Genomic DNA, 22,094 nt, shown 5'->3' on the forward strand with positions numbered 1-22,094 from the left:
CACCTTCCTTATGTCTGGCACTGCATCCGAATTTGAAGCATTTCGCCCGTAGGGAGCTTCTCTGTTCGAATGCGTTCACTTCCGAGTACGGATCTGACCCGCTTCAGGATATTCAAATCCGCAGGTATGTCACTTCCTTCAAAACGGACGATAACATCATTCTGATCCATACCGAAAAAAAGTGTCAATCTGCGCACTTCTCCCCAGGACGACCGGCCCCCGCCATATTGATACGCACGCACCGTTTCTATGACGGCCGAGGCAAGCGACTCGCCGTCTTCGGGAGACATGACAGCGTCTAACTTTAACTGCTCCTCAACCTGTACCGACAACTGTAAATTACCGGCGTTCACGCGAAAAGACTGCAAATAAAACACCAGTGAGGGAATACCCAACTTAGATATCTTACTGTCTTCCGCCACGCGCCCTTTTATTGTTTCCACATAAGCAACAGATTTATCATGCTTATTCATACGAATATATCCATAAAGCACCTGCAAGTCATTCATCCAGTCATGCCGATGATGGTTAAGCATTGAAATCGCTGTACGCTCAAAAGAACGCAAAGCAGCTTTCCGCTCATACTCAACCTGTCTTTGCGTATACCACATACCAAAGCATGCAGCAACTACAGACCATACTGCTAATAAGATAATCGTTAATACTTCAGGATAGAGCAGTGAAAAAACCAAAGGAATCAGAATGGAACCCAACGCCAGATAAGGCGCTCTTATCCGCTGGAACATGGCTTCTCTCCGTTCTGCGAAATTAAATGGATTATTAAAGAACCTTAATCCAGTATAGCACAGACTAACTTTCCAGTTCATTACCATCATGCAAAAAAGCCTCCGACAAAAGTGCCGGAGGCTTTTCAGCGTGTCTAAGCCGCTATTAAGCTTCTACAGTAGCTGCTACTGGAGCAACGTCAATCGGGTAGATGCTCACCTTTTTGCGATCACGGCCCCAACGTTCGAACTTCACAACGCCGTCCACTTTCGCGAACAGAGTGTCGTCCTTACCGATGCCCACGTTCGTGCCCGGGTGAATTTTCGTTCCGCGTTGACGAACCAGGATGCTACCGCCGGTAACTGCTTGACCGTCAGCACGTTTCACTCCAAGACGTTTCGATCTACTGTCACGTCCGTTTTTTGTGGAACCTACACCTTTTTTCGATGCGAATAATTGAAGATCCAATGTCAATTTCAACATGATGTCTACCTCCTTCTTTGATTATTTTCTATTTGAATATACTTACCGTATGATTCAGCAATACTTGTCAGCATAATCACCATGGACTCCAGCAACAGTTGAACCTGTGCGTTCGCATCATGATAATTTTCAGGAGAAAGATACGCGCTTAAAAAGCCGTTTTCCATTTCCGTTTCCATCTCAACGTCCGTAAGAGCTCCAATCGAATTGACAGTTCCTACCGTTACCGCTGAAACGCCAGCACATACGATATCCTCGCCAGATTTAGCGAAATTCGCATGCCCTTTAACGGAAAACCCCTGTATGCTGCCATCCTCCAGTCGTGTAATACGCACGATAATCACTTATCGCACCCTCTTACGCTTGGATTTTTTCAATCGTCACTTTCGTGTACGGTTGACGATGACCTTGCTTCACATGGTAGTTCTTTTTAGGTTTGTATTTGTATACGATGACCTTTTGACCTTGACCATGCTTCTCAACTTTAGCTGTTACAGAAGCTCCAGAAAGAAGCGGTGTACCTGCTGTCAAGCCATTGTCGCCGGACACTGCCAGAACACGATCAAACGTTACAGTTTCACCATCATTAGCTTCCAACTTCTCGATGAACAATACGTCGCCCTCTTGAACTTTGTATTGCTTACCACCTGTTTCGATAATTGCGTACATTTGCTTGCACCTCCTTATGTCTCAGACTCGCCTAATAGCAGGTGACAGATTCCCTTAGGATACTGCACTTCAGTACCTGATTGGAGCGGTTACAGCATGTGCAGCCAATCTTACGCATCACACATACTAAATGATTGTAGCACAAGCTTTGTACACATTCAACCTTTAGTTTTAAAATGATTTTTGGTTACGCATTGCTCTACACGAGCGTCTTTTCCTCACGCACTTTTTTGCGGGTCATTTCCAGCAAACCTAACCGCGTCCAACCGACAACATAAGATTTGGTCCGATCCTTCTTCAATCTTGCTTCCAGCACAGAGGATACTTCCCGACGATTCTCCTCTTGTTCCATGTCAATAAAATCAATGATGATGATACCACCAATATCACGCACACGTACCAAGCGGGCAATCTCTTCAGCTGCTTCAATGTTAGTCCGGGTCACCGTCTCTTCCAGATTACTGCCTCCCGTAAACTTCCCCGTATTCACATCAATGACGGTTAATGCCTCCGTATGATCAATGACAATGTATCCGCCGCCCTGCAGCCATACCTTTCGCGCAAAATCGCGTTCCAGCTGCTCGTGAATGCCATAAGCTTTGAAAATCGTTTCTTCTGCACCACGAAATATACTTACATGAGCTTTCGCAGGACCAATCTGTTGCAGCATTATTTCTGCATCCTTTGCTTGCTCTTCACTGTCAATAACCAGTTCATCCTGTTCAGGTGTAAACACATCCCTAATCAATCGCTGAACGATGCTTAAATCCCGGTGTAATTCGCACGGAGCCGAGTGTTCACCAGCTTTACGCTGAATAGCCGCCCACTGCTTACGTAGTTGATTTAAATCATTTTCAATCGCCTCTATACTCATGTCTTCCGAAACGGTACGGATTATGAGTCCTTCCTCACTTGTGCGTAGCTGCTCTCCCATTGCTTTCAAACGGGTACGTTCGCCCTCACGTTCGATCTTCTTGGATACGGCCACATAATCAGCACGGGGCATATATACGATCCAGCGACCCGGAAGTGAAAAATGAGTGGTGACCCTGGCTCCTTTGCTACCAACAGCCTCTTTTAATACCTGCACTACAATTTCCTGCCCCACCTTTAACACTTCTGAAATGGATGGCTTTACCTCCGGCTGCTTGTCCAAATGAGCATGAAGTACGTCATCTACATACAAAAAGGCATTCTTTCGCTGTCCAATGTCAACAAAGGCGGCTTGCATACCTGGTAGCACATTGACCACCCTCGCTTTGAAAAAAGAACCTAGAATTCCCCGTTTTCGCGGTAGTTCAGCCGCATATTCAACCAATCGTCCCTCTTCCAACAGCGCCATTTGGGTCATCTGCTGCTGGCATTGTACAATCATTTGCTTCATGGTTTTTCAACCTCTCTGGATACAGCCTCTTCCTTAACTCATAAAACATTATTTCGGCTTGGGTTCTCCACCATCTGGCGGGCGTGTCGCAAAATAAGAGCGAATAAGACGTTGCTCCGGCAGTACGGCTACAATCCGTCCCTGTTCATTCATAACATAAACCATATGATACCGATCTCTTCTGAAAAGACGCAAAATAGGCTCCAAATGTTTCACTGGCAGGGATACAATAGGTAAGGCAATACTCCCCTTAGCTACTTCGCGGTAAAAAAGCTCGTCCCTCCCCAGCAAAAACCGTATAAAACGGTAAGGGATATTCCGATAATCCACAATATTAGAATAAAGCAAAAAAATCCCTACCGCCAGCAGATTTAAATGCATAGGTCCATTTTGCCTTAACAACGGCGAAATACCATACATACAAAATAGCAGACTCGTTACGATACTGGCTCTAAAAGTCCACACTAATGTGCGGTGATAAGAACAAGATAAGCTAATCAGTGACTGTAATATTTTTCCACCATCAAGTGGTAAAATGGGCAGTAAATTAAACAGTGCAATAACTGCATTCCCCTGAATTATATAATTTACATAATCATACTCCAGCCCACTCACATTTCTGAACCACAAAAGGATGATGATCATGATTCCGTTTTGCAGGGGTCCCGCTAGCGCAATGACAATCTCCTTCCACGCATTGAGCTTCCCCTGATCCTCAATGACCGCCACTCCCCCAAAGGGTAACATCTGAATGGAAAGCACCCGCGCGCCCAACAACGAAGCAGCTGTCGCATGACCTAGCTCATGAATAAACACCAATGTAAATAAAGTTATGATCTCGATAAAATGTCCAGTTAATATAGAGGTCAGCATAACCAATACAAACAGTGGATGTAGTGATAAGGTCACCCCTCGGACATTAATCAAGGGCTACCACTTCCGACGGGTCAATGTACTGATCCCCTCTCTGAACTGCCAAAAACAAAGTTGCCGCCTCGCTGCTACTGTGACTTGCTGGCAGTACACCGATCTCATCTCCCTCCTGAACCCAGTCGTTCACTTTTAAGGTAGAGCGGGAAAGCCTTCCGTAAGTTGCTGTGATACCGCCAGTGTGTCGAACTGTAACCGAAATCCCGCTTTCAGGATGATTTAATATGTCTAATACTCGTCCTGCATCTATACTTTTAACAGCGATTGCCCCGTTGTCGGTAACATTCGGCGTAATTTCTACTCCTTTAAGGCTCAGTACAAAAGGCTGTGTTATGTTGCCTTCGATCGGTGGAGATCCCTTTCGACTTGCGTCTACCTTGTGCGTTTCATGCCCCTCGCCAAAAATCGGCAAAAAGGAAGGAGCTCCGTCAAAATAAGTTTCATACCATTGTCCAACGGCTGCAAAATCCATATCCTTATTCAAGGCATCTGCAATAAACATTCTCAAATTCACTGCATAGGGAATATCCCAACGAAACATTCCCCATACCATTCCAAATAGCACCGTTGCCATGACTGATCTTCGCCAAAAGGAAGTCCAAAAAGACGGACCACGATTCGTCCCAAAAGATTGCTGCCAGCGTTGCCGCTCATTTTTCCACTCAGTTTCTGGGTCTCTGGGCGAGTTGGCACTGGCTATAGGCATTGACTTCATATCTTTATCCCCGTGCCTGTTCTGATATATGCCAGAGGGATACGTCTCCGCTTTGCTTCCCGCGATTAGCTGCTGTATACGTTCTTCTCTGCGCTGCTTGATTCCGGAATTTTTATTCATCCTGTTCAGCCCCCTCAGCGAGGTATGTTTGATACATCTTATGAGGACGGGCTTCAACTTATGTTGTCCGGTTCGGGATTACGCACCTAAAAATCAAAAAAAACCGGCGCTAGCGCACCGGTTATGTTTTGTATTTATGATATTTATGTAGTGACTCTAAATTTTGAGAAACTGTATTATGAAAATTAAAAAAACAAACCAAAAACACTTAAATAAGATTACTACTTATTTAAGTGTCTAGTATTACAAATGAATACTACTACAGCTCCTACCTTAGAACCAATGGAAAATCACGTAGGAAGTGTGGAAGCAATTTACCAGCCATAACTTCCTGTTTTCCTCATCCACCCATACCAAAAAACTTCTTAAAGCGTGTCATCACGCTTTTCTTCTGGTCCAGCTGCATGAGGGGCACTGTATCACCCAAAATCCGTCTCGCAATGTTACGGTAAGCAATCGCGGCCTGTGAATCTGGATTCATAACGGTAGGCTCCCCTGTATTAGCTGCTTTAATTACCATTTCATCATCCGGCACAATCCCAATAAGGTCTATGCTAAGCACTTGTAAAATCCCATCAATATCCAGCATATCTCCGGATTTAACCATGCTATTGCGAATGCGGTTAACCACCAACTTGGGTGATATCACATGTGAGCTTTCCAGTAAACCAATTACCCGGTCTGCATCGCGTACAGCTGCATTTTCCGGAGTGGTCACAACAATGGCCTGATCCGCCCCGGCAATGGCATTTTTAAAGCCTTGTTCAATACCCGCAGGGCAGTCGATCAATATATATTCAAAATCCTTTTTAAGCTCCAAAATAATATCCTTAACCTGCTCCGGCGTAACAGCACTCTTGTCCTTGGTTTGAGCGGCTGGCAGCATATACAGCTCCTCAAAACGCTTGTCCTTAACCAGTGCCTGATTTAAACGGCAACGACCTTCCGCTACATCAACAAGGTCGTAAATAATCCGGTTTTCCAGACCCATCACAACGTCTAGATTACGCAAACCGATATCCGTATCCACCAAACATACCTTTTTGCCGAGCAGTGCAAGCGCTGTTCCTATATTGGCTGACGTCGTCGTTTTGCCGACGCCGCCTTTTCCTGAAGTGACGACGATAGCCTCTCCCATGTGCTACACCCCTTTGAACACGTTAAAATCGCGGCCCAGACGCACAATATTGCTCATTTTATCTATTTGCATAGCGCCATCCTTGAGATACGCAAATTCCATACCGGATTCACGTGTCTCCCATTCGTCTGGTGGACGGCTGATCATTTCGGAAATTCGCAGTTGTGTTGGTGCAAAATAGGAAGCCGCAATAATCGCTTCACTATTTCCCTCCATCCCTGCATGCGCCATGCCTCGCAAAGCGCCGAGGACATAAATATCACCAGTACATGTTATAATTCCACCCGGGTTTACATCTCCCAAAAAGAGTAGGTTCCCATTGTGATGAAGCACTTGACCAGAACGGATAATCCCTGTCATCGTGTGAATAGGGGGCTTTCCCTGCACTTCCACAGGCAGTCCAGGTGATTCTACAGACCTGATGAGCAGATTTCCCTTCTGCTTCAAAATCTCCAGAATACTTTCCTTCTGTTCCTCTGTCACTTCTCGGCTTCCCAGCTTAATATCCACATGAATGATCGGGCCTGTTAAAATATTTTGATGACTGTGCTCCAGCTTAAAACGCAGCTCACCCAGCAAATCCTCAAACTCGCATTGATCGTCCAGCAGGAATACCAGGCCATCTTTGATGCCTTTAATCGTGACATGATTCGATTTCACCGCCATTAGCCTGTCCCTCCTATCTCAATCATTTCGTCCCCGGGACGTCAAATCCCTGCTAACCCGGACAAAATGTGTGTAAAAAGACCTAGACAGCCTCTTCCTTTTTCACACGGGTACCCAAACGCTGCAATTGCTTGCGAACTGGGACATAAATGATGAGGGCGAACAGAAAATGGATAAATAAATCAGGAATCATATATTGAGCAAGTGCCCAATTGAAAGTCTGATGATTCAGCTGGAACAGCTGATCAATGGCAAATAGCATAGAATCCAGCAGGAAACTACCAATCAATACAGCTGCCATCATAATGGGCATCTGCGCACGTCGAGCTGTAAAAACAAGCCCCAATAAGTATGCAGACAACCCCATTGCAAAAGAATAAGGTCCAATGATAAACCCGTAGAACACTACATCATGAATAAGTCCAAAAACAATACCTAGCACCAATGCTGTATGACGGCTGTAATACACAGACACAAACAAGATCACGACATACACAAAATTCGGAACCATTCTTGAATGCCAACTATCCGGAAGAAGCCACGGAAGAATCGTCCCTTCAGCTATAAACAGTACAAACAGCAGCAGTATTAGAACCTGACCGCGCATCTTCATTATTCCGGTACCTCAGGAGTGTAGAGGATGAGCAATTCTTTCCAATCCACAAAGCTGGCTGCCGGTTTAATAATCGCTGTCCGTGTTTTGCCAAACTCCCCAACCTGAATCTTCTCTACCGTTCCGATCATTAGGTTTTTGCGGAATTTCCCGCCTGCGCCAGACGTAATAATCTGATCACCCTTTGCGATTGGATCTTTTTCCTCAATGCGAGTCATTTGAAATCTGTTCGTACCCGGATCATAGCTTTCAATCATACCAAACGATTGATTTTCCTTGCCCAAGACTGTCGCTGCAATGGCATAAGAATTCGGATTTTTAGGATCCAATGTAGTCAACAGTGTAACGGTGGATGTAAAATTCCCCGTTTGACTAATGACTCCTACAAATCCTTCAAGCGAACTGACTTCCTGACCAACCTTCGCTCCGTCCTTCTCACCAATATCGATCACAAGCGTTTTGGAATCATTGCTGACACTGTTCACTTGAGCAACACGATAATCATAATTATTTTTCGCCTTTTGCGTTTGGGTGAACTTCAGTTCATTCTGCAGTCTGGCATTTGTTTCAACATAATTATGGGTCTGAATCTGGTCACGAGTCAGCTTTGCTACAGCAATTTTTAACCGTTCATTTTCTTCGTAGATGCTGCGCATATTTCCGATATCTTCAAAGAAGCCCGCTATTGCTGAAGCGGGCCTGTAAAAGATACCTTGCACAAAGCCAATTGAATCTCTGGCGAACTTCTCGGGCCAGGTTAAGGAATTTCTCTGTCCAAGTGTAATCCCCATAAGGGCAATAAACAGAACGATTCCGATCAATAGAACAAATAGTCTTTTATTGCCAAACAGCTTAAACAGTTCCTACACCCCCGATTCAACGTTTGGAACGGACGGCAGAACTGCTGCGCGATTTGAACAAATGAATATTTTCCAGCGCTCTACCTGTACCGATTGCCACACAATCCAGAGGATTTTCCGCTACGATCACCGGCATTCCGGTTTCACCTGCCAACAGCTTGTCCAGATTACGCAGAAGTGCCCCACCACCAGTTAGTACGATTCCTCTATCCATGATGTCCGCTGCCAACTCGGGAGGGCATTTTTCCAGTGTTACTTTGACCGCATCCACGATTGCATTGACTGTATCCGATAACGCTTCACTAATTTCATCAGAAGTAATCGTGATCGTCTTCGGCAAACCTGTTACCAGATCACGTCCGCGGATTTCCGAGGTTTCCACTTGCTCTAATGGCATAGCTGAACCAACTTCCATTTTCAGTTGCTCTGAAGTCCGTTCACCAATCATCAGATTGTATTGGCGCTTCACGTATTGGATGATGGACTCGTCCATTTCATCGCCAGCCACACGCACGGAGCGGCTTGTTACAATCCCGCCCAGGGAAATGACTGCCACCTCGGTTGTACCTCCACCGATATCGACAACCATACTGCCTGTAGGCTCCCATACAGGAAGATCAGCGCCAATTGCTGCTGCAAACGGCTCCTCTATCGTATATGCCTCTCTTGCGCCTGCTTGCTTCGTCGCATCTTCAACAGCACGCTGCTCCACCGCAGTAATGCCTGAAGGTACACAAACCATCACGTTCGGATGGCGTGGAAACAAAGAGCGTTGTGCTTGCGCCTGACGGATAAAATATTTGATCATCGTTGCTGTCGTATCAAAATCAGCAATGACACCGTCCTTCATCGGACGAATCGCACGGATATTTCCCGGTGTGCGACCGATCATTTTTTTCGCAGATTCACCAACAGCCTCAATGGTTTTTGTATCTGTACGCAAAGCGACTACAGATGGTTCACGAACCACAATTCCTTTACCTCTTACGTATACAAGCGTGTTTGCCGTCCCCAAGTCTATTCCCAAATCTTTTGTAAAGCCACCCAGCATGATGTAATCTCCTTTTCTCTTCCCTGAAATCTGTTATCCATGTATAAACGGTTTATTCAGGCCGGATTATCCGGTCGTGTTTAAATGTTTGATTTAAATATTATATTATATCAGACCTTGTTCCTTCAAACTTACAAAGGTCCCGTCCCCGATCACAATATGATCAAGCACGTCGATACCCACGATGTTGCCCGCTTCCATCAGGCGGCGAGTCAACTGGACATCCTCCGGGCTTGGCTTCGGATCACCGCTCGGATGGTTATGAGCGCAAATTATTGAAGCACTGCTGCATTTGATTGCTGCCCGAAATACTTCACGAGGATGCACGATGGCAGAATTCAGGCTACCCATAGATAGTGTTTCCTGAGCAATGACATGATTTTTAGTGTTAAGGAACAAGCATACAAAATGCTCTTTCTGCAAATAACGAAGCTGCTCAAACAGCAGATCAGCCACATCCCGCGGGCAACTAATCACCGGGGTCTCCAAATGGCGAGACAATGCTAATCGACGCCCCAGTTCGATACCCGCTTTTAGCTGTATCGCTTTAGCATCCCCAATGCCCTTAATCTGGGTCAACTCGCTCAAGCTCATATCCACCAGTTGACGCAAATTTCCTGCCTGCTGCAAAATACGCTGCGCTAAATGCACCGAAGACTCATTTTGCGTTCCTGTACGCAGCAATATTGCCAGCAACTCCGCGTTGCTTAAGGCATCCGCCCCATATGTCATCATGCGCTCTCTTGGTCGTTCTTCATGGGGGAGGTCGCGAAGCATCAGTATTGGCGACTCCAGCATATGTTTATCCCCTTTATGGACGCAACACATTCACTCCAAAATCGGACAGCATGTCCGACAGCAAGGAAAGCGGCAATCCTACGACGTTAAAATAACAACCCTGAATAGATTCCACCAGCGTAGCACCCATGCCTTGAATGCCATACGCTCCTGCTTTGTCAGACGGTTCACCAGTATTCACGTATGCCACAATTTGCTCTTGACTCAGAGGCTTCATTGTAACCTCCGTTTGGCGATGTCTGACAAGCATTTCGCCGGTTCCGGTATGTATGCAGGCTACCCCGGTGTACACACGGTGTGTCCTTCCCTGCAATGCAGTCAGCATGCGAACCGCGTCCGCATGGTCGGCAGGCTTGCCCAATACCGAACCATCCAGCACGACAATGGTATCACTGCCAATCACCAGTCCGGCTTCCTTCGACTGAGCGGCGGTGTTCACGACCGCTTCGGCTTTGCGTGCCGCAAGGGTCTCCACGATTTGCTGAGGCGTCCAGCTCTCAGGCGTGCTCTCATCCGCATGACTCGGCACCACCTCAAAGGGGAGTCTCAAAAATGCGAGCAATTCCTTCCTTCTTGGTGAAGTCGATGCCAGAATAATGCGGGGCGTAATTTTCCCGTCCATAAGGGAAGCTCCTTTTCATCAGTTAGAGCCTGCGGTACAGCCAGAACGCGGCAATGATGCCGATCAGACTAAGCAGGCTCAATTCAAAATTTATCGTTATGTTGTAGCTGATAATATCCAGGTCCGCTCTCGGCGACCAAGATATCCTAGTGGGGTGGGTCAGAAAGGAAAGGAACTTGATCGATTGAAGGGCTTTGGCAATCCATGCACCCAAGAGCCAACCGAGCAACAAAAACAGTATAAGCATTCCTACATTTTTTTTCATCCTGATCTTCCCTCGCCATTTTTTGACACCTTCATTATTATACGGTGATTTGTACTGCAATACAAACAGAAATCCGGCATGGGGAACTATTTCCAGTTCCTTGCCGGAAAATATGGTTAGCTTATTGTTTTATGAATTGGATAAATTCCTTCTCACGCAAAACATATTCCATCATGGAGGACTGAATCTCCCAAATGTGTTCCTTGGCTGTGTTCTTGTTATATTCCCCAATTGCAGAGATCGCACTGTTCATCGCCTTTTCAAGTGAGGTTGCGGAGACAGCCGCTTCCTTCGAAAGCCCAGTGGGAAGTGCAGTGATATTTTGTGTCCACTGCTGATGCAGGTCGTTCAGCTCCTTCATGTCGGAGGCTGGCACCGTATTCGGACCTCCTTCTCCAAGCAAGGTTGAGGAAAGTCCGCTCAACTTACCCACCAATGAACTGCTTAACTGAAAAAAGCTAGTGAGTTTATCACCTTCGCCTCCGTAAGCTGCTTTTTCGAATCCAGGCAATTCAAGCTCACGAACATACAATTCGACTCCTTGTGTTTTCAACTGATTGCTGAGCAACTTGGCTTGCTCCCTATCCGGCGATATTCCTGCATATACCCGGTTTTGGTCCTCGGTATCCCCTCCTGCTGCAATGCCTGCCTTCAACAGTTCTTCTTTTGCTTGTAAGGCCCGTTCTGGAGTGCTGAAAACCCCATATTGCAGCAAATAGTAGGTTTGTGGCGGTACCTGAGCCTCTATGACAGTGACAGGGACAGAATTCTCTTTTGCAGATATTGCATCCACACCAACAGATTCTTTAAAGACCGGTACTGCCTCCTCTACTGAAGGATCTGATCCTGGGACCATGCCTCCTCCGTTAAACAGTAACAACATAATATATCCAAACATGCCTCCGGTCACCAGCGCGCTGGCTACAGAGCCAACCAGTTTCCATCTAGAAGGGTGGGGCGGACGCTTTCTGTACTCTTGGACAGAATGATAAGCTTCCTCATCCTCTTCCAGGCTATCTGGTAGAACTTCCGCATCTGACCAGGAAGCCGCCGAACGACCAAAGGGGTCATCCCATCCCTCTTGTACTCTTAATGTCGGAGCAAAACGCCGACTTGAAATGCGTTTGTTCAGATCCTCAGGCTCGTTGATCTCTGATTCTTGCTTAGTTACAGTATTTTTCTTCATTCCTCTGTTCCGTTCCGTTCCTTTATGCGGGTTATCAGTTTCACGCTGTTCGTTCGTAATCGACTCGTTTTTGTACGGAAGCACCTGTAGCTTATCCTCCCGGCTTGTCTCCGGCAACTGTTGGTCGAACCGGAATGTCATCTTGGTCTTGTTCATGGATGCACTCCCTCCTTGTCCCATACTTCCTCATAGTCTGTTGTATGAGTCAAGCTAAGAATATATGCCCCAGCATTACAAAAAAGGGTATCCCGAAACACAATCGTGTTCGGAATACCCTTGAATAAATGTGATTCATTGGCGTAACAGCTCTTTTTTATACGTATTACACTTGCTGTCCGCGAAGATGGCGCGCTAACGCGTCACCTGCTTTCCAGATATCTCCCGCTCCCATCGTCAGCACAAGATCACCCGGCTGTAACCGATCTTTCAACTCCTCGATCACAGCTTCTTTGGTCGGCAAATAGATTGCATTCGCATTGCTGTTTTGGACGATTAAATCCACGAGCTTGGAAGAATGCACGCCTTCAATCTGTTTTTCACCCGCTGGTGAATAAATATCGGTAATTATGACTTCACTAGCCTCGCTAAACGCGCGGCTGAACGCATCGAGCAGGAAAAAGGTACGGCTATAGCGTTGCGGCTGGAATACAGCAATAATACGTTTGCCAGTCGCTCTCGCTGCGCTAATCGTAGCCTCAATCTCTGTTGGGTGATGCGCATAGTCATCAATAATCAGTATGTCATTGCTTTCACCTAGTACTTGAAAACGACGCTTCGCGCCGTGAAATTCCACAATTGTCGCAGCGATTTGATCGAATGGAATCCCTGCTTCCAAGCATGAAATCACAGTCGCCATCGCATTATACATGTTATGTTTACCCGGCACTGATAGTTCGATCGTTCCGAGTGCTGTTCCCTTGCGGCTCATAGTGAAGCTTAATCGACGGTCACCTAATTGGATATCTGTCGCCATATAATCCGCTTCATGCTCCACTCCATAAGTAATGACCCGAGTCTGGAGCTGAGGCAGCATTTCCCGGATGTTCTGATCATCTGCGCATACAATAGCCGCCCCATCCGGTCGAATTTGACTCAAAAACTGCACATAGGCACTTTTCAGACGATTAAAGTCGCCATCGTAATTTTCCAAATGATCCGCTTCAATATTGGTTACGATGCCTTGCCAAGGATGATATTGCAGGAAAGAACCATCACTCTCATCCGCCTCAGCAACGACAAACTCGCTTTTACCTGCTTTGGCATTCGTCCCCAAATTCGTGATTTCGCCGCCAATAATATACGTTGGATCAACGTTACATCTCTCCATAACCAGAGCGATCATGGAAGAGGTTGTCGTTTTACCGTGCGCACCCGCAACAGCTATTCCCTTACGTTCGTTAAGCAAGCGAGCCAGCATCTGCGAACGGTGCAGAGTTGGAATATTCAATTCCTCCGCTGCCACCCGCTCCACATTGTCACGTGACAATGCTGTTGAATAGACGACGATATCCGCGCCTGCAATATGCTCAGGCGTGTGTCCAATATATATTTTTGCGCCTTTTGCCGCCAGTTTTTCTGTCAGCTCTTGTGATGCCACATCTGAGCCAGTCACGGTATAACCCATCTCCAGCATGACCCGAGCAATCGCGCTCATCCCGTAGCCGCCGATACCGATAAAATGAACATGTTCCGAAGTAATCAACAAATTTCACCAACCTTTTTCCGAATCGGTTTGATACATAAGGGTAGCCCGTACATCCGCAATAAGGTACAGCGTGCCGGACACCACCCCCAGATCTTCCGCTTCCGTATGTGACTGAAGCAGGCCAAGAGCCTTTTTCCAGTCACCTTCTACAATTATTTTTAAATCCGTTTTGGCATAAGACGGCCGCAGCTTCTCCACGAGATGAGCCAATTCAGCGGCATTCATTTTGCGGCGAAAATCGGGCTCGGTCAGGATAAGCGTATCCACTAGTGGCAGTATATGCTGCAAGTATGCTTCATGATGCTTGTTTGACAGCATCCCCATCATTAAAACCAATTTTTTGTACGAATACACTTGAGGAAGACTCTTGGCCAGCGTCTGTGCTCCTTCTGGATTATGAGCTCCATCAAGGACAATCCTCGGCGAGGTACTGACTTGTTCGAGACGCCCTGCCCAAGCAGTTTGCCTAAAGCCCTCCAGCAGTTCTGCATCATCCAACACAAAAGCCATATACTGACGTAGGACCTCAAGTGCCATCATAGCTCCTGCCGCATTAGAACATTGGTGCTCGCCTAACAACGTGATGTCAATTTCCATATGTCGGAAGGGCCCCGCGAATGAAAAGGTCTGCGCTGTTTCATCCCCATTTAGCCGTTCATACGTAAACTGTTCTCCTGCCAGGTACAAGGTAGCTCCTTGCTTTGCCGCCGTTTCACGTATGACCTGAATAGCCTCGGGTTGGGAAACACAGCTAACGACAGGTACACCCGGTTTGATGATACCAGCCTTTTCCCTTGCAATCTGTTCGAGCGTATCTCCTAAAATATCCGTATGGTCATAGCCGACATTCGTAATAACCGAGACGATTGGACTCACGATATTAGTTACATCCATCCTTCCCCCGAGACCTGTCTCCCATACCACAACATCTGGGAAAGATACCGTAGCATAGTATAAAATAGCCAACGCTGTCGATACCTCAAACATCGTAGGTGATCCCAATTCACTATCTGCGATTTCTTTCACCAACGGATACAAGCGATTGGCAAGCAAAACCAGCGTTTCATCGGGAATATCGGTCCCATTGAATTGAAAACGGTTCGTAAACCGGGTGATGTACGGAGACGTAAAAGTTCCGACATCGTACCCACATTTCAGTAGCACAGAGGTCAGAAAGGCACAAGTCGAGCCTTTACCGTTGGTTCCCGCAATATGCACAAACTTCAGATGTCGTTGCGGATCACCCAACTTACTCATTAGCTGTTCAATTCGTTCCAATCCGGGTCTGATACCAAACGGAATCAAGCCGTTAATCCATTCCACTGCTTCATCATAGCTTTGTAAAGGAGCCGTATCTCCGCCCCTGATCGTATCTGACATCCTCTTCACCTTCAGGTCATTTTATTGTGAGTGAAATTATCCCTTGAGTTCTTCAATACGTGCGATAACTTTAGCGCGCTTATCTGAGTAATCGGCTTGCTTGGCCTTTTCTTCCTCGATGACTTTAGCTGGTGCCTTCGCCACAAAGCCTTGGTTAGATAACTTTTTCTCCACGCGCTCCACTTCACTGTTCAAATGCTGAAGTTCTTTTTCCAGTCTGCTAATTTCCTGGGCAATATCAAGCAGCCCGGCCAGCGGCAGGTATAGCTCTGCGCCGCTAACTATAGATGTCATCGCTTTATCTGGAACGGTGAATTCTAATCCCGCGTCGAATTCAGACGTATTACAGAATCTACGTACATATTCCCCATTGCGGTTAATAATATCGAGAACGGCTTGATCGCCAGGTTTTATGAGTAATTCAATTTTTTTACTCATCGGCACGTTGACTTCAGCACGGATATTGCGCACAGCGCGAATTACGTCGATTAGCAAATTCATTTCTGCAACTGCATCCTTATCCTCAAAAGCCGGATCATAAACAGGCCAAGCGGCCAGTGTAATCGTTTCTCCCTCATGCGGGAGATGCTGCCATATTTCCTCAGAGATAAACGGCATGAACGGATGAATCATGCGCAGCGTCCGATCCAATACATATGCAAGTACGGATTGCGTTTTCTTTTTCGCCTCTGCATTGTCGCCATATAGGGAAAGCTTCGCAAACTCGATGTACCAGTCGCACAAATCATCCCAAATAAAGTTATATAGAAGGCGGCCTGTCTCGCCAAATTCATAAGCATCTATTAGACGCGTGATGTCGCGTGAAGTTTCGTTTAGACGATGCAGGATCCAACGATCAGCGGTGCTCAAGTCACCAGTAATGTCTATATCTGCCGAAGTGACGCCTTCCAGATTCATCAGCGCAAAGCGTGACGCATTCCAGATTTTATTGGCAAAGTTACGGGCCTGCTCCACCCGCTCCCAGCGGAAACGAAGGTCTTGCCCAGGCGTGCTACTGGTGGAAATCATATAACGCATGGCATCGGTACCATATTGGTCAATCACGTCGAGCGGATCAACACCGTTGCCGAGGGATTTGGACATTTTTCTACCGTCCGCATCACGAACCAACCCGTGCATAAGTACGTCCTTGAACGGAATCTCTTCCGTAAACTCCAGCGCGGTAAAAATCATACGCGATACCCAGAAATAAATAATGTCATAGCCTGTAACCAAGACATTAGTCGGATAGTAGCGTTTGAGGTCCTCTGTCTGCTCAGGCCAGCCCAGTGTCGAAAACGGCCACAAAGCCGAGCTGAACCAAGTATCCAGCACATCCTCATCCTGTTTTAGCTTTCTGCCAGCATACTCAGGCAAAGTTGTAGGGTCCTCCGCCGATACAATAACTTCTCCGGTTTCCTCATCGTACCAAGCCGGAATACGGTGTCCCCACCATAATTGACGGGAAATACACCAGTCACGCACATTTTCAATCCAATGCAGATAAGTACGTTCAAAGCGATCCGGTACAAAGTTTACCCCGTTGCCAGCCTTCTGCACTTCAATCGCTTTAGCTGCCAGAGGCTTCATTTCCACAAACCATTGTGTGGACAGATAAGGTTCTACAACTACACCTGTACGCTCACTGTGGCCTACTTGGTGTACGTGCTCTTCAATACGAATCAGTACGCCCTGCTCTTTCAGATCAGCGACGATTTGCTTACGGCAATCGCTACGATCAAGGCCCTGATATTTGCCTGCTTCGGCATTCATCGTTCCCGTTTCGTCCATCACCGTAATTTGTGGCAGCTGGTGACGTTGTCCCATTTCAAAGTCATTCGGGTCGTGAGCCGGTGTAATTTTAACCGCGCCGCTACCGAAATCTTTATCAACGTAGTCATCCGCAATGACCGGAATTTCCCGTCCGATGATTGGGAGCACAAGCGTTTTGCCGATCATTTGCTTGTAGCGTTCATCTTCCGGGTGTACAGCTACAGCTGTATCGCCCAGCATCGTTTCAGGACGTGTAGTGGCTACCGTAATAAATCCGCTACCGTCTTTCAGTGGATATTGCAGGTGATACAGATTTCCGTTCACCTCTTTGTATTCCACCTCAATATCCGATAATGCAGTACGTGCAGCAGGGTCCCAGTTAATGATGCGTTTACCGCGATAAATCAGACCCTTCTTGTACAGTGTAACGAATACCTCGCGTACCGCTTGAGACAGTCCCTCATCCAGCGTAAAACGCTCACGAGAATAATCGAGAGAAAAACCCATCTTTTCCCATTGATTATGGATATTATCCAGATAAAGTTCCTTCCACTCCCACACTTTCTCCAAAAACTTCTCGCGGCCCAAATCATAACGTGTCAGGCCTTCTTCACGCAGCTTTTGCTCTACCTTTGTTTGGGTAGCAATACCCGCATGGTCTGCCCCTGGCAGCCACAAGGCATCATAACCCTGCATCCGCTTGGCGCGAATAATAATATCCTGCAAAGTAAAGTCAAGAGCATGTCCAATATGCAACATACCTGTAACATTCGGTGGTGGAATAACGATTGTAAAAGGCTTTGCCTCTGGATGTTGCCCGGCGCGGAAATAGCCCTTCTCCATCCACGTTTTGTACCATTTTTGTTCTGCTGATTTTGGATCGTACGTTGTTGGCATTTCCAAGGTTGTCTTGTTGTCTTGTTCTGACATATCAGGATACCTCCATGATTTTCAATTGGCAAATAAAAAAAGCCCTTCATCCTCAAAGGACGAAAGGCTGTTCTCTCGCGGTACCACCTTTGTTTCACCCCTAGTGTATGTATCCACTGATCCATTACACATGGTGTGACACTTTATGCAGATAACGGTTGCGGACCGGCCTTATTCTACCGTGAACCTCTTATCTTCCGTAGGAATTAAATGAGGAACCGTTCAAACAGGCGACTCCCGGGTGACTTCGGCCAGTAGCTTCCTGCGGAACCTCACAGCGCTGCAATTCCACTCTCTGAAGGGCTTGCTGCCTACTCTTCCCGATCTCAGTCTTTCAATAACTATACCACATCATACATTTCCCATTGACTATAGTCAACACCCGCTGTGCATTTTTCAACAACCGGATCAAGGGATGTACAATACCTGTCCTTCTTCCACATGATGCTCCGCCAATCTGTTATACAGTTGAAGCTCACGTGTGCTGAGCTGATAACGGTCAGCTATGGTTTCCAGTGTATCCTCGCGCTGTACAATGCATAACCGCACCTTGCGAAAAGGTGTTTCATCTTGTGTATGAAAAAAAAGGTTCTTCCACTTGGCATTCTCCCGCTCTTCTTCGGCTTTCTGATCCTGATCCTGCGGCTCCTGCTCCAATTGCTGCTGGTATTCGGCTTCCTTCACCGAACGGCTGGATTGGAGCAATGATGAGTAGACAACCGGGTCTGGCTCGTCTGCCCCTTCATCCTTTTTACTGTTAAGCGCCACACGCATCTCTGGCTTATCCTCAGTAAAGGTGTCATGGGCCTCGTGGTTCACCTGTTCTGACGCTTCGGGCCTGAAGTCGAAGTTATCTACTTGACTCTCCTCCAACTGTGGCTCCAAATAGACCTCGGACTCCGTGGCAAGATGCGGTTCATTCAACAAAGGGTCATATACTATATTGGGAGATGCGGAAGATACTTTAGGTTCATTCCCCCCTGTCCATGCTTCCTCTTGCTGAAATCCCCACACTTCCGGAGACCCATGCTCATGCTTGACCTCGGGAGAGCTGTCTTCAACTGCTTTACCCGTCCAAGGCTCATAGAATCGGTTAGGATCTACTGCCGACTCATAAGCTTGCTGTTCCGACGATGCCTTCTGTTCCTCATGGCCCTCAGACAGCTGCTCCCAGGAAACGGACTCCTGTTGTGCTGGCACTCTGTAGGAAGTTTCAGGGTCTGTGAAATTGGAGGGCGAGTCATTGGTAGAATAGGTCTCTGCATGGCGATGCTCTCCATTGGCGGGAAGGGATTGAACCGGATGCTCAGGTGCATGCACTACGGTAAATTCCTCATCCAGCCAGACCGCCGTCTCCTCCGCGTGCGAGCTTTCCACGCCATGCAAAGAAAGAACACCTGTAATGTTTAGACTACGTAAAGAGAGCAGGTCCACATCAAAATTTTCAATCTCGACAGAGATATCTTCCAATCTCCCTACGCGGTTTAGCGGAATGGTAATTTCCACAGGGATCAAATGATGAAGCTCGCTCGTGATCTGTTCAGGTGTGCGGTACACGCCCTCCAGCAGCAAATGCCCTCGCAAAGCGGCATGGTCGCCGTGGGTTACAACCTGAATGCGTGGCAGAAGCTCAATTTCCTCCAACTCAGCAATCCCGGCAGCTTCCTCCGTCAAATGAATGCGTTCATAAATATCAAAACGCAAGCCTTGCGGCTGATCATTCTGTTGTTTGTTCAAGGATGGCATCCTCCTTTGGGCAGTCTCCGCACATCCTCTGACTTCTGGTCAGGCGCACGGAAACTCCATATTGCAAACCGTTTCTAGGTTCAAGTATATGCGCCAAAATAGAAGGCATGCCATCTTTTATAGCTGTTTGTGCAGCTTTTGAAAATCATCCGGCCAAGCATCCTCCACCGTAATTGTTTCGCCACTCAGCGGATGACAGAAGGTAAGACGCTCTCCGTGCAGCGCCTGCCTGCCAAAATCAGTAGCCCGACCCCCGTATAATACATCCCCAAGCAACGGGTAGCCAGCATGACTAAGATGTACGCGAATCTGGTGCGTCCGGCCTGTCTCCAGCGTCAGATATACGAGACTCACTGCACTTGGACCGCTTCCCCATACTTCCCCAAGTTCAATATGGGTAACCGCCTTCTGCCCAGTCGGAGATATACGACGGCGCTGCTTATGATGCCTGTCCTTGCCAATCGGCCAATCCAACGTTCGCAGCGATGGAGGTACTTTCCCTCGTACCAAAGCTACATACCTGCGGCCGATATCCTTAGCTCTCATTTGCTCGTCCAGCTTGAGCAACGCAAATTCATTTTTGGCATATAGCACTGGGCCCGTCGTATCCACATCCAGACGATGTACATGCCGTACCGCCGCATGTATGCCATTCATCTCATAGTAGGATGCGACAGCATGATCCAACGTCAGCGGACCATCCTGCACAGCGCCGTCCGGATGTACTGCCATACCTGCTGGTTTATGCACTACCAGGCAAAAATCATCTTCATGCAGTACCTCCAAATCATACCAACGAGGGGTGATACCAAGGTTCATTACAGGAAAAAGGGCCAGCCGCAGCCGGTCCCCTGTAAGTTCAATCTCTTTTTCATGACGCAGTCTGCGCCACAGCTTTTCTGGTAATTCCAAACGATTCAGCAACCACTGATCTACAGCATCAGCACTGTTTTTTTCCCCGTCTGTGACTTCACGTCCTGGCGTGACTTCCAGCCACGGTCCTCTTCTTTTCCAGCCACCTTGCCAGCTCATAGACGTTTGAGCGCGCGATAGTTCGCCTCAATGGTAGCATCAATATCCTCTACCGTATGCACGCCCGACACAAACATACCCTCAAATTGAGATGGTGCCACACTAACTCCCTCATTCACCATTTCAGTAAAGTAACGGCGGAAGTGGTCCTGATTACTCGTTTTAGCTGTGTCAAAATTGACAACCTTTTCTTCTGTAAAAAATGGACAAACCATAGAACCCACGCGATTGATCGTGACAGGGATACCCAGCTCGCTCGCATTACGTTCGAATCCGGCTTGAAGTCTTGCTGCCCGCTCTTCCAGACGATCGTATACTTCTGGCGTCAGCAATTTAAGTGTCGAATAACCTGCTGCCATAGCCAGCGGATTTCCGCTGAGCGTACCCGCTTGATAAATTGGCCCCGATGGAGCAATCTGCTCCAGAATATCGCGACGTCCGCCGTAAGCACCTACAGGGAGCCCACCACCAATCACTTTACCCAGACAGGTAAGATCCGGCGTCACACCAAAGCGACCTTGAGCCGAATGAAGTCCAACCCGGAATCCAGTCATCACTTCATCAAAAATCAGCAGACTTCCGTACTGCTGGGTTACCTCACGCAAACCTTCCAAAAATCCAGGCTGTGGCGGTACAACTCCCATATTGCCTGCTACTGGCTCGACAATAATTGCGGCGATCTCTTCGCCAAATTTCTCAAAAGCTAGCTTCACCGAAGCCAAATCATTATAAGGGACGGTGATTGTATGGTTGGCCACAACTTCAGGTACACCCGGACTATCAGGCAAGCCTAATGTCGCAACACCAGAGCCTGCTTTAATCAGCAAGCTGTCCGCATGACCGTGATATGATCCCTCAAATTTAAGAATTTTACTACGGCTCGTAAATCCGCGTGCGAGTCGAATCGCACTCATAGTCGCCTCAGTTCCGGAGTTAACCATACGTACAATATCCATGGAAGGAACACGTTCACAAACGAGCTTGGCCATTTCAGTTTCTGCCAACGTTGGTGCGCCGAAGCTGGTTCCTTTTACAACAGCAGCCTGTAAAGCTTTAACCACTTCGGGATGTGCATGCCCCATAATAAGCGGTCCCCATGAACATACATAGTCTAAATAGGATTGACCATCAATATCATATACGCGCGATCCTTCGCCATGGTCGATATATACAGGTGTAATCCCAACAGATTTAAAAGCCCGTACCGGGCTGTTTACGCCACCCGGAATGTATTGTTTTGCCTCATCGAAGGCTACTTTGGAGTTCGTATCCTTGCGCACTGTTCGCTGTTCATCGATCAAT

Annotated in this window: 22 protein-coding genes and 1 other annotated feature; all 22 genes read right to left on the reverse strand. The window is 47.2% G+C overall.

Features of this window, described 5'->3' with window-relative positions; translation table 11 throughout:
* Positions 1–8 precede the first annotated feature (8 nt).
* The gene (locus KAI36_RS20320; RefSeq protein ID WP_013311589.1) at positions 9–746 is read right to left on the reverse strand and encodes a Spo0B domain-containing protein; all 738 of its coding nucleotides are present in this window, start codon (positions 744–746) and stop codon (positions 9–11) included.
* Positions 747–891: 145 nt separating this feature from the next.
* The gene (gene rpmA / locus KAI36_RS20325; RefSeq protein ID WP_013311590.1) at positions 892–1,209 is read right to left on the reverse strand and encodes a 50S ribosomal protein L27; all 318 of its coding nucleotides are present in this window, start codon (positions 1,207–1,209) and stop codon (positions 892–894) included.
* Positions 1,210–1,214: 5 nt separating this feature from the next.
* Positions 1,215–1,553, reverse strand: a complete 339-nt coding sequence (locus tag KAI36_RS20330) for a ribosomal-processing cysteine protease Prp (RefSeq protein WP_220025850.1) — start codon at positions 1,551–1,553, stop codon at positions 1,215–1,217.
* Between the two features lie 13 nt (positions 1,554–1,566).
* Entirely contained in the window at positions 1,567–1,878 is a 312-nt protein-coding gene (gene rplU / locus KAI36_RS20335; RefSeq protein WP_013311592.1) for a 50S ribosomal protein L21, read from the reverse strand.
* 13 nt (positions 1,879–1,891) lie between these two features.
* Positions 1,892–1,979: a sequence feature (ribosomal protein L21 leader region), on the reverse strand.
* Positions 1,980–2,077: 98 nt separating this feature from the next.
* Positions 2,078–3,262, reverse strand: coding sequence for an Rne/Rng family ribonuclease (locus KAI36_RS20340; protein ID WP_029518425.1), 1,185 nt, complete (start codon positions 3,260–3,262; stop codon positions 2,078–2,080).
* A gap of 48 nt (positions 3,263–3,310) precedes the next feature.
* Positions 3,311–4,189 carry a M50 family metallopeptidase gene (locus tag KAI36_RS20345; RefSeq protein WP_023989949.1) on the reverse strand — a complete coding sequence of 293 codons (879 nt, stop codon included), beginning with the start codon at positions 4,187–4,189 and terminating at the stop codon, positions 3,311–3,313.
* Positions 4,182–5,027, reverse strand: a complete 846-nt coding sequence (locus KAI36_RS20350; RefSeq protein ID WP_220025851.1) for a peptidoglycan DD-metalloendopeptidase family protein — start codon at positions 5,025–5,027, stop codon at positions 4,182–4,184. Before KAI36_RS20350 ends, KAI36_RS20345 begins: the two co-directional genes overlap by 8 nt.
* Positions 5,028–5,367: 340 nt before the next feature.
* Entirely contained in the window at positions 5,368–6,165 is a 798-nt protein-coding gene (gene minD, locus KAI36_RS20355) for a septum site-determining protein MinD (protein WP_013311596.1), read from the reverse strand.
* A 3-nt stretch (positions 6,166–6,168) separates the two neighbouring features.
* Positions 6,169–6,831: a septum site-determining protein MinC gene (gene minC / locus KAI36_RS20360; protein ID WP_220025852.1), complete on the reverse strand. Its 663-nt coding sequence runs from the start codon at positions 6,829–6,831 to the stop codon at positions 6,169–6,171.
* A gap of 82 nt (positions 6,832–6,913) precedes the next feature.
* Complete coding sequence (gene mreD, locus KAI36_RS20365) at positions 6,914–7,444, reverse strand: rod shape-determining protein MreD (RefSeq protein ID WP_023989951.1); 531 nt, start codon at positions 7,442–7,444, stop codon at positions 6,914–6,916.
* The gene (gene mreC / locus KAI36_RS20370) at positions 7,444–8,265 is read right to left on the reverse strand and encodes a rod shape-determining protein MreC (RefSeq protein WP_023989952.1); all 822 of its coding nucleotides are present in this window, start codon (positions 8,263–8,265) and stop codon (positions 7,444–7,446) included. Before mreC ends, mreD begins: the two co-directional genes overlap by 1 nt.
* Positions 8,266–8,320: 55 nt before the next feature.
* Positions 8,321–9,355, reverse strand: coding sequence for a rod shape-determining protein (locus KAI36_RS20375; protein ID WP_013311600.1), 1,035 nt, complete (start codon positions 9,353–9,355; stop codon positions 8,321–8,323).
* A gap of 105 nt (positions 9,356–9,460) precedes the next feature.
* A complete protein-coding gene (radC, locus tag KAI36_RS20380; RefSeq protein WP_025722728.1) occupies positions 9,461–10,153 on the reverse strand; it encodes a RadC family protein in 693 nt (230 codons plus the stop codon).
* A gap of 13 nt (positions 10,154–10,166) precedes the next feature.
* The gene (locus tag KAI36_RS20385; RefSeq protein ID WP_025722727.1) at positions 10,167–10,775 is read right to left on the reverse strand and encodes a Maf family protein; all 609 of its coding nucleotides are present in this window, start codon (positions 10,773–10,775) and stop codon (positions 10,167–10,169) included.
* A 22-nt stretch (positions 10,776–10,797) separates the two neighbouring features.
* Complete coding sequence (locus KAI36_RS20390) at positions 10,798–11,040, reverse strand: DUF4321 domain-containing protein (protein ID WP_023989955.1); 243 nt, start codon at positions 11,038–11,040, stop codon at positions 10,798–10,800.
* Between the two features lie 121 nt (positions 11,041–11,161).
* Complete coding sequence (locus tag KAI36_RS20395) at positions 11,162–12,382, reverse strand: SPOR domain-containing protein (protein ID WP_220025853.1); 1,221 nt, start codon at positions 12,380–12,382, stop codon at positions 11,162–11,164.
* Between the two features lie 166 nt (positions 12,383–12,548).
* Positions 12,549–13,928 carry a UDP-N-acetylmuramate--L-alanine ligase gene (gene murC, locus KAI36_RS20400; protein WP_013311605.1) on the reverse strand — a complete coding sequence of 460 codons (1,380 nt, stop codon included), beginning with the start codon at positions 13,926–13,928 and terminating at the stop codon, positions 12,549–12,551.
* Positions 13,929–13,934: 6 nt separating this feature from the next.
* Entirely contained in the window at positions 13,935–15,311 is a 1,377-nt protein-coding gene (locus tag KAI36_RS20405; protein WP_023989957.1) for a bifunctional folylpolyglutamate synthase/dihydrofolate synthase, read from the reverse strand.
* Between the two features lie 36 nt (positions 15,312–15,347).
* Positions 15,348–18,014 (reverse strand): valine--tRNA ligase, encoded by a 2,667-nt coding sequence (locus KAI36_RS20410; protein ID WP_220025854.1) that lies wholly within the window; start codon positions 18,012–18,014, stop codon positions 15,348–15,350.
* A 408-nt stretch (positions 18,015–18,422) separates the two neighbouring features.
* Positions 18,423–19,751, reverse strand: a complete 1,329-nt coding sequence (locus KAI36_RS20415; protein ID WP_220025855.1) for a LysM peptidoglycan-binding domain-containing protein — start codon at positions 19,749–19,751, stop codon at positions 18,423–18,425.
* A gap of 126 nt (positions 19,752–19,877) precedes the next feature.
* Complete coding sequence (locus KAI36_RS20420) at positions 19,878–20,792, reverse strand: RluA family pseudouridine synthase (protein ID WP_071642581.1); 915 nt, start codon at positions 20,790–20,792, stop codon at positions 19,878–19,880.
* The gene (gene hemL / locus KAI36_RS20425) at positions 20,789–22,093 is read right to left on the reverse strand and encodes a glutamate-1-semialdehyde 2,1-aminomutase (protein WP_220025856.1); all 1,305 of its coding nucleotides are present in this window, start codon (positions 22,091–22,093) and stop codon (positions 20,789–20,791) included. Before hemL ends, KAI36_RS20420 begins: the two co-directional genes overlap by 4 nt.
* Position 22,094: the final 1 nt, after the last annotated feature.

Source organism: Paenibacillus sp. S02 (assembly GCF_019454065.1).
GTDB lineage: Bacteria > Bacillota > Bacilli > Paenibacillales > Paenibacillaceae > Paenibacillus > Paenibacillus polymyxa_B.

What these genes read in the sequence shown, in the direction of transcription:
- KAI36_RS20320 (WP_013311589.1), bottom strand. Translation starts at nt 746, where the DNA reads ATGTTCCAGCGGATAAGAGCGCCTTATCTGGCGTTGGGTTCCATTCTG.
- rpmA (WP_013311590.1), bottom strand. Translation starts at nt 1,209, where the DNA reads ATGTTGAAATTGACATTGGATCTTCAATTATTCGCATCGAAAAAAGGT.
- rplU (WP_013311592.1), bottom strand. Translation starts at nt 1,878, where the DNA reads ATGTACGCAATTATCGAAACAGGTGGTAAGCAATACAAAGTTCAAGAG.
- KAI36_RS20340 (WP_029518425.1), bottom strand. Translation starts at nt 3,262, where the DNA reads ATGAAGCAAATGATTGTACAATGCCAGCAGCAGATGACCCAAATGGCG.
- KAI36_RS20350 (WP_220025851.1), bottom strand. Translation starts at nt 5,027, where the DNA reads ATGAATAAAAATTCCGGAATCAAGCAGCGCAGAGAAGAACGTATACAG.
- minD (WP_013311596.1), bottom strand. Translation starts at nt 6,165, where the DNA reads ATGGGAGAGGCTATCGTCGTCACTTCAGGAAAAGGCGGCGTCGGCAAA.
- minC (WP_220025852.1), bottom strand. Translation starts at nt 6,831, where the DNA reads ATGGCGGTGAAATCGAATCATGTCACGATTAAAGGCATCAAAGATGGC.
- mreD (WP_023989951.1), bottom strand. Translation starts at nt 7,444, where the DNA reads ATGAAGATGCGCGGTCAGGTTCTAATACTGCTGCTGTTTGTACTGTTT.
- KAI36_RS20375 (WP_013311600.1), bottom strand. Translation starts at nt 9,355, where the DNA reads ATGCTGGGTGGCTTTACAAAAGATTTGGGAATAGACTTGGGGACGGCA.
- radC (WP_025722728.1), bottom strand. Translation starts at nt 10,153, where the DNA reads ATGCTGGAGTCGCCAATACTGATGCTTCGCGACCTCCCCCATGAAGAA.
- KAI36_RS20385 (WP_025722727.1), bottom strand. Translation starts at nt 10,775, where the DNA reads ATGGACGGGAAAATTACGCCCCGCATTATTCTGGCATCGACTTCACCA.
- KAI36_RS20390 (WP_023989955.1), bottom strand. Translation starts at nt 11,040, where the DNA reads ATGAAAAAAAATGTAGGAATGCTTATACTGTTTTTGTTGCTCGGTTGG.
- KAI36_RS20395 (WP_220025853.1), bottom strand. Translation starts at nt 12,382, where the DNA reads ATGAACAAGACCAAGATGACATTCCGGTTCGACCAACAGTTGCCGGAG.
- KAI36_RS20405 (WP_023989957.1), bottom strand. Translation starts at nt 15,311, where the DNA reads ATGTCAGATACGATCAGGGGCGGAGATACGGCTCCTTTACAAAGCTAT.
- KAI36_RS20410 (WP_220025854.1), bottom strand. Translation starts at nt 18,014, where the DNA reads ATGTCAGAACAAGACAACAAGACAACCTTGGAAATGCCAACAACGTAC.
- KAI36_RS20420 (WP_071642581.1), bottom strand. Translation starts at nt 20,792, where the DNA reads ATGAGCTGGCAAGGTGGCTGGAAAAGAAGAGGACCGTGGCTGGAAGTC.